Source organism: Nocardia neocaledoniensis (assembly GCF_029868625.1).
In the GTDB taxonomy this organism is placed as follows: domain Bacteria; phylum Actinomycetota; class Actinomycetes; order Mycobacteriales; family Mycobacteriaceae; genus Nocardia; species Nocardia neocaledoniensis_A.
In genome coordinates this window covers 1-5,793 of sequence record NZ_JARWOJ010000273.1, presented here as the reverse complement: position 1 = coordinate 5,793, position 5,793 = coordinate 1, and the positions used below count along the sequence as shown (strand labels likewise).

At 69.9% G+C, this 5,793-nt stretch carries 6 protein-coding genes; 5 read left to right on the top strand and 1 reads right to left on the bottom strand.

The window, feature by feature from the left end; all coding sequences use genetic code 11:
* Window positions 1-58 precede the first annotated feature (58 nt).
* Window positions 59-643 (bottom strand): hypothetical protein, encoded by a 585-nt coding sequence (locus QH270_RS20955; protein ID WP_280345139.1) that lies wholly within the window; start codon window positions 641-643, stop codon window positions 59-61.
* A 225-nt stretch (window positions 644-868) separates the two neighbouring features.
* Between QH270_RS20955 and dapE the strand changes: the two genes are divergently transcribed.
* From dapE to folP, 5 genes are all read left to right on the top strand, one after another.
* Window positions 869-1,963 (top strand): succinyl-diaminopimelate desuccinylase, encoded by a 1,095-nt coding sequence (dapE, locus tag QH270_RS20950; RefSeq protein ID WP_280345137.1) that lies wholly within the window; start codon window positions 869-871, stop codon window positions 1,961-1,963.
* Window positions 1,964-2,000: 37 nt separating this feature from the next.
* Window positions 2,001-2,804: a TIGR00730 family Rossman fold protein gene (locus QH270_RS20945; protein ID WP_280345135.1), complete on the top strand. Its 804-nt coding sequence runs from the start codon at window positions 2,001-2,003 to the stop codon at window positions 2,802-2,804.
* Window positions 2,801-3,352 carry a TIGR00730 family Rossman fold protein gene (locus tag QH270_RS20940; protein ID WP_432420394.1) on the top strand — a complete coding sequence of 184 codons (552 nt, stop codon included), beginning with the start codon at window positions 2,801-2,803 and terminating at the stop codon, window positions 3,350-3,352. The genes QH270_RS20945 and QH270_RS20940 overlap by 4 nt, the downstream gene beginning before the upstream one ends.
* 12 nt (window positions 3,353-3,364) lie before the next feature.
* Entirely contained in the window at window positions 3,365-5,131 is a 1,767-nt protein-coding gene (locus tag QH270_RS20935) for a long-chain-acyl-CoA synthetase (RefSeq protein WP_280345131.1), read from the top strand.
* 21 nt (window positions 5,132-5,152) lie between these two features.
* A partial coding sequence (folP, locus tag QH270_RS20930; protein WP_280345129.1) for a dihydropteroate synthase occupies window positions 5,153-5,793 on the top strand: 641 nt, incomplete at its 3' end.

The window sequence follows — 5,793 nt, the reverse complement described above, 5'->3', positions numbered from 1 at the left end:
GCGCACGGGTGCGCGGACGAGAGTCGCCCGCGCACCCGTGCGGTGCCGCTCTACCGGATCAGGGCTGACCGGTGGCGAACGCGATCACCGAGTCCAGGAATTCCTGGCCACCCATCACGTAGCCGCCGATCAGCATCCCGGCGGGGATGGTGATCAGCCACAGGAACGGGATGAACGCGCCGATGACGCCACCGATGACGATGCCGGGCAGGTTCTTGTTGACCTGCTCCATCAGCCGGTCGTAGGAGCTGATGTCCTTGGCCCCCGCGATGCTCCGCAGCTTCGCGGTGTCCTCCTGCGTCATCGACGCGGCCAGCACGACGGTCTTGCCGTCCGCGCTGATCTGCTGGTTCACCGCGATCGGCAGGCCGGCGACCTCGGAGCGCAGCGGCGCCTGGTCGACGGTGACGCCGTCGGCGGTCTTCAGCAGCACGGCGCTGCCGTCGGCCGCGACCTCGAACCGGCCGCTGTCGACGGCCCAGGTGATGGTCTTGTCCGCGGGCGACACCGAGGTGGTGTAGTTGATGCCGTTGTTGGTCCCCGAAGTCGCGCCCCCCGAAGCCACTACAGCGGGCTGCTCGGTCGCCACGGCGGGCTGACCGTTGGCGGTGGCCGCGGAAATCCCCATCGCGGTGATCGCCATGATTGCAGCGGTAGTGATCTTTCCGAACTTCATTTCCGTGAATCCCCTTCGTTTCGCGTGCCCTCGGAAATGGGCAGCGCGAGAACGCTAGCGCGACGGAAATTCGCTGCCGCGCAAGGGGGTTCATCGTCAAACAATCGTAATATTTGCTGTTCGGATGCTTCGCGATGGCGCGCCGTCCGGCGAACGACCGAGCCGGTGCGCGGCGCGTACTACTGTCGAGATGTGACTCTCGATTTGCATGCCGACCCCATTCAGCTCACGGCCGCCCTCGTCGACGTGCCCAGCGTGTCGCGGGACGAGGCCAAGATCGCGGACCTGGTCGAGCAGGCATTACGGGAGCAGACCACCGGCTTCGAGGTGTTGCGGCACGGCAATGTGGTGCTCGCGCGCACCCACCGCGGCCTGCCGACCCGGGTGATCCTGGCCGGCCACCTGGACACCGTGCCGATCGCCGACAACGTCCCGAGCCGCCCCGCGCAGGTCGACGGCGAGCCGGTGCTGTTCGGTTGCGGAACCGTCGACATGAAATCCGGCGACGCGGTGTTCCTGCATCTGGCCGCCACCATCGCCGACCCCGCGCACGACCTCACGCTGATCTTCTACGACGGCGAGGAGATCGCCGCGGAATTCAACGGCCTCGGCCACATCGAACGCGAATTGCCCGAATGGCTCGAGGGTGATCTGGCCGTGCTCGGCGAGCCCTCCGGCGGCTGGATCGAGGCGGGCTGCCAGGGCACGCTGCGGGTGCGGCTGAGCACCTCGGGGGTGCGCGCGCATTCGGCGCGGGCCTGGCTCGGTGAGAACGCGATCCACGCCCTGGCTCCGGTGCTGGCGCGGCTGTCGGCCTACGAGGCGCGCGAGGTCGACATCGACGGCTGTGTCTACCGCGAGGGCCTGTCGGCCGTGCGCGTGTCCGGCGGGGTGGCGGGCAATGTGGTGCCCGATGTCGCCGAGGTGGATGTGAACTTCCGTTTCGCACCCGACCGGACCGTCGAGCAGGCCGTCGCCCATGTGCGCGAGGTCGTCGCCGGCCTCGACGTCGACTTCGTCGTCACCGACTCCTCGCCCGGCGCACTGCCCGGGCTCACCGCGCCCGCCGCGCGCACCCTGATCGACTCGGTCAACGCCCACGGCGGCGGTGGCGTGCGCGCCAAGTACGGCTGGACCGACGTCTCGCGCTTCGCCGCGCGCGGCATCCCGGCCGTCAACTTCGGGCCCGGTGACCCCAATCTCGCCCACAAGCGCGACGAGCACGTCCCGCTGTCCCAGATCACGGCCGTCACCGCGATGCTGCGCACCTACCTGTCAGCCAGCTGACGGCTGTCGGTAAATCGGGCACAGTAGCGTGGTGGGCATGTCTACCGATTCCGCTGACCAGGCTGGGAAGGTCAAACCGACGGCGAAATTCCGGGGGCCGGTGATGTTCCGGCGCGATCGCAAGCCGGGCGTGCGGACCGCGGATCGAAATCTGCTCGATTCCCGGCAGGACAGCGACTGGGTGCACACCGACCCGTGGCGGGTGCTGCGGATCCAGGCCGAGTTCGTCGAGGGCTTCGGCGCCCTGGCCGAGGTGCCGCCCGCGGTCACCGTGTTCGGTTCGGCGCGCACGGCGGTCGACCATCCCGAGTACGCGGCGGGCCGGGCGCTCGGCGCCGCGCTCAGCGAGGCGGGCTTCGCCGTGATCACCGGCGGTGGTCCCGGCGCGATGGAGGCGGCCAACCGCGGTTCCTCGGAGGCGGGCGGCTATTCGATCGGGCTCGGCATCGAGCTGCCGTTCGAGCAGGGTCTCAACGACTGGGTCGACCTCGGCATCAACTTCCGGTACTTCTTCGTCCGCAAGACGATGTTCGTGAAGTACTCGCAGGCCTTCGTCTGCCTGCCCGGCGGTTTCGGCACCCTCGACGAGCTGTTCGAGGCGATGACCCTGGTGCAGACCCGCAAGATCACCCGCTTCCCGATCATCCTGTTCGGCACCGCGTACTGGTCCGGGCTGGTCGACTGGTTGCGTGATTCGATGGCCGCGGCGGGCAAGATCTCGCCCGAGGACCTCGATCTCATCCAGCTCACCGACAGCGTCGAGGAGGTGGTGGCGATCATCAAGGGCGCCACCGGCGAGCACGCCGACATCGAGCGGCTCGGCACCGAGGACAAGTGGTGAGCTACTCCGTCTGCGTCTACTGCTCCGCCAGCACCACCGACCCCGAGCTGCTGAGCCTGGCCGCGCGCACCGGCACCGAGATCGCCCGGCGTGGTTGGCAACTGGTCTCCGGTGGCGGACACGTCTCGATGATGGGCGCGGTGGCCACCGCCGCCCGCGCCGGTGGCGCGCACACCATCGGCGTGATCCCGAAACACTTGGTGCACAAAGAAGTCGCCGATGTCGACTCCGACGAACTGCTCGTCACCGACACCATGCGCCAGCGCAAGAAGCTGATGGAGGACCGCGCCGACGCGTTCCTCGCGCTGCCCGGCGGCATCGGCACGCTCGAGGAGTTCTTCGAGACGTGGACCGGCGGCTACCTCGGCGAACACACCAAACCCGTGGTGGTGCTCGACGCGGACGGCTTCTACAGCGGCCTGTTCCGCTGGATCGGCGAACTGTCCGACCGGGGGATGGTGCCCGGCCCCGCGCTCGACCGCATCATCGTCGCCACCGACCTGCCCGCGGCCTTCGCCGCACTCGAACCGGCCGCGACCCGAGGCTAGGAGTATTTCGACGTGAGCAACGACGCCCGCTCGACCGTCAGCGTGTTCGACCTCGCCAAGGCCCTGCCCGGCATGGCGCTGGACGCGCCCGGCATGCTGCGCAACGCGCGCGGAATGCTGGTGGGGCCCAAGGACAAGGCTTCCATCGGCCTGTACTTCCAGCGGGTCGCGCACCGCAGGCCCGACCGCCAGTTCCTGCGTTTCGAGGGCCGCGCCTACACCTACCGCGCCGCCAACAGCGAGGTGAACCGGTACGCGGCAGTGCTTTCCGAGCGTGGCGTGCGGCGCGGCCAGGTGGTCGGCGTGCTGATGACCAACCGGCCCGAGACCCTGTTCACCGTGCTGGCCGTGCTCAAGCTGGGCGGCACCGTCGGCCTGCTCAACTACAACCAGCGTGACGACGTGCTCGCGCACAGCATCGGCCTGCTCGACAGCGTGCTGCTGGTGGCGGGCGCCGAGTGCGCCGAGGCGCTGGACTCGCTGTCGGCACCGGCGGAGAACGTGCTGGCCGCCGAGGAACTGGCCGAATCCGCCCGCACCGCACCGGATGCCGACCCCGCCGTGTGCGCGCGGGTCACCGCGGGGGAGCGGGCGTTCCTGATCTTCACCTCCGGCACGACCGGCATGCCCAAGGCCAGCGTGATGACCCACCATCGCTGGACCAAGAGCATGGCGGGCCTGGGCGGGCTCGGAATCCGGTTGCGCGGCAACGACGCCCTGTACTGCTGCCTGCCGCTCTACCACAACAACGCGCTCACGGTCGCGCTGTCGGCGGTGCTGTCCGGCGAGGCGACCTATGTGCTCAGCCGCAAGTTCTCGGCGTCGAAGTTCTGGGACGAGATCGACCGCGAACGCGCCACCGCGTTCATCTACATCGGCGAACTGTGCCGGTACCTGCTCAACCAGCCCGTGCGGCCCGCCGAACGCGGCAACCGGGTCCGGCTCGCCGTCGGCAACGGGCTGCGCCCCGAACTGTGGGACGAGTTCCGCAGCCGGTTCGGCATCGGCCGGGTGGTGGAGTTCTACGGGTCCAGCGAGGCGCCGCTGGCCTTCGTCAACGCGTTCGGCGTCGACCGCACCGCGGGCTTCGGGCCGCTGCCCTACGCCGTCGTCGAGTACGACGACGAGACCGGCAAGCCCCGCCGCGGCGCCGACGGCAAGCTGCGCAAGGTGCGCTCCGGCGGGGTCGGGCTCCTGCTGGCCAAGGTCAACGACCGGCAGCCCTTCGACGGCTACACCGACAAGAAGGCCTCCGAGGCCAAGCTGGTGCGCGACGGCTTCAAGAAGGGCGACTGCTGGTTCGACACCGGCGATCTGGTCCGCGACCAGCACTTCTGGCACATCGCCTTCGTCGACCGGCTCGGTGACACCTTCCGCTGGAAGGGTGAGAACGTCGCGACCACCGAGGTCGAGGCGGCCATCGACCACGATCCGAGCATCGAGCAGGCCGTCGTCTACGGCGTCGACATCCCCGGCACCGACGGCAAGGCGGGCATGGCCGCGGTCACCCTGCACCCGGACGCCGAATTCGACGGCAAGGCCCTCGCCGCCACCGTCTACCGGCGGCTGCCGGTGTACGCCATCCCCCTGTTCGTGCGGGTCGTCGCCGAACTGGAGCAGACCTCGACGTTCAAGAGCCGCAAGGTGGAGCTGCGCAAGCAGGGCTACGAACCCGACAGCGAGAGCGAGCTCTACGTACTCGCCGGCCCGGACACGGGGTACGTCCCCGCCTACGACGGCTACGCCGCCGACGTCGCGGCCGGTCAGGCGCCGCGCTAGCAAGGTAACGTCTGATTCCGCATGAACATCGGTAACTCGCCTGGCGCGCCCGAACCACGGCCCGCCGCACCACCGCCTGCCTCGATCACCAGCAGCCGCGGTGCCGAGACGTCGGCGGTGGGCGTCACGCCGACCTTCTGTGGGCGTCCGGTCGCCACCGATCGCGCGCTCGTGATGGCGATCGTGAACCGCACCCCCGACTCCTTCTACGACCGCGGCGCCACCTTCAGCGACGCGGCCGCGATGGAACGGGTGGCGCGGGCGGTCGACGAGGGCGCCGATCTGGTCGATATCGGTGGGGTGAAGGCGGGTCCCGGCGAGACGGTCGACGCGGCCGAGGAAACGCGGCGGGTGGTGCCGTTCGTCGCGGCGATCCGCGCGAAGTATCCCGACCTGTTGATCAGTGTGGACACCTGGCGCGGCGGCGTCGCCCGCGCGGCCGTCGCGGCGGGCGCCGACCTGATCAACGACACCTGGGCGGGCGCCGACCCGGAGCTGGTGCACGTGGCGGCCGAGCTGGGCGCCGGCATCGTGTGCAGCCACACCGGCGGCGCCGTGCCACGGACCAGGCCGCACCGCGTGCGCTACGCCGATGTGGTGGCCGAGGTGACCGCGACGGTGGTCGCGGCGGCCGAGCGCGCCGCCGCGGCGGGGGTCCGGCG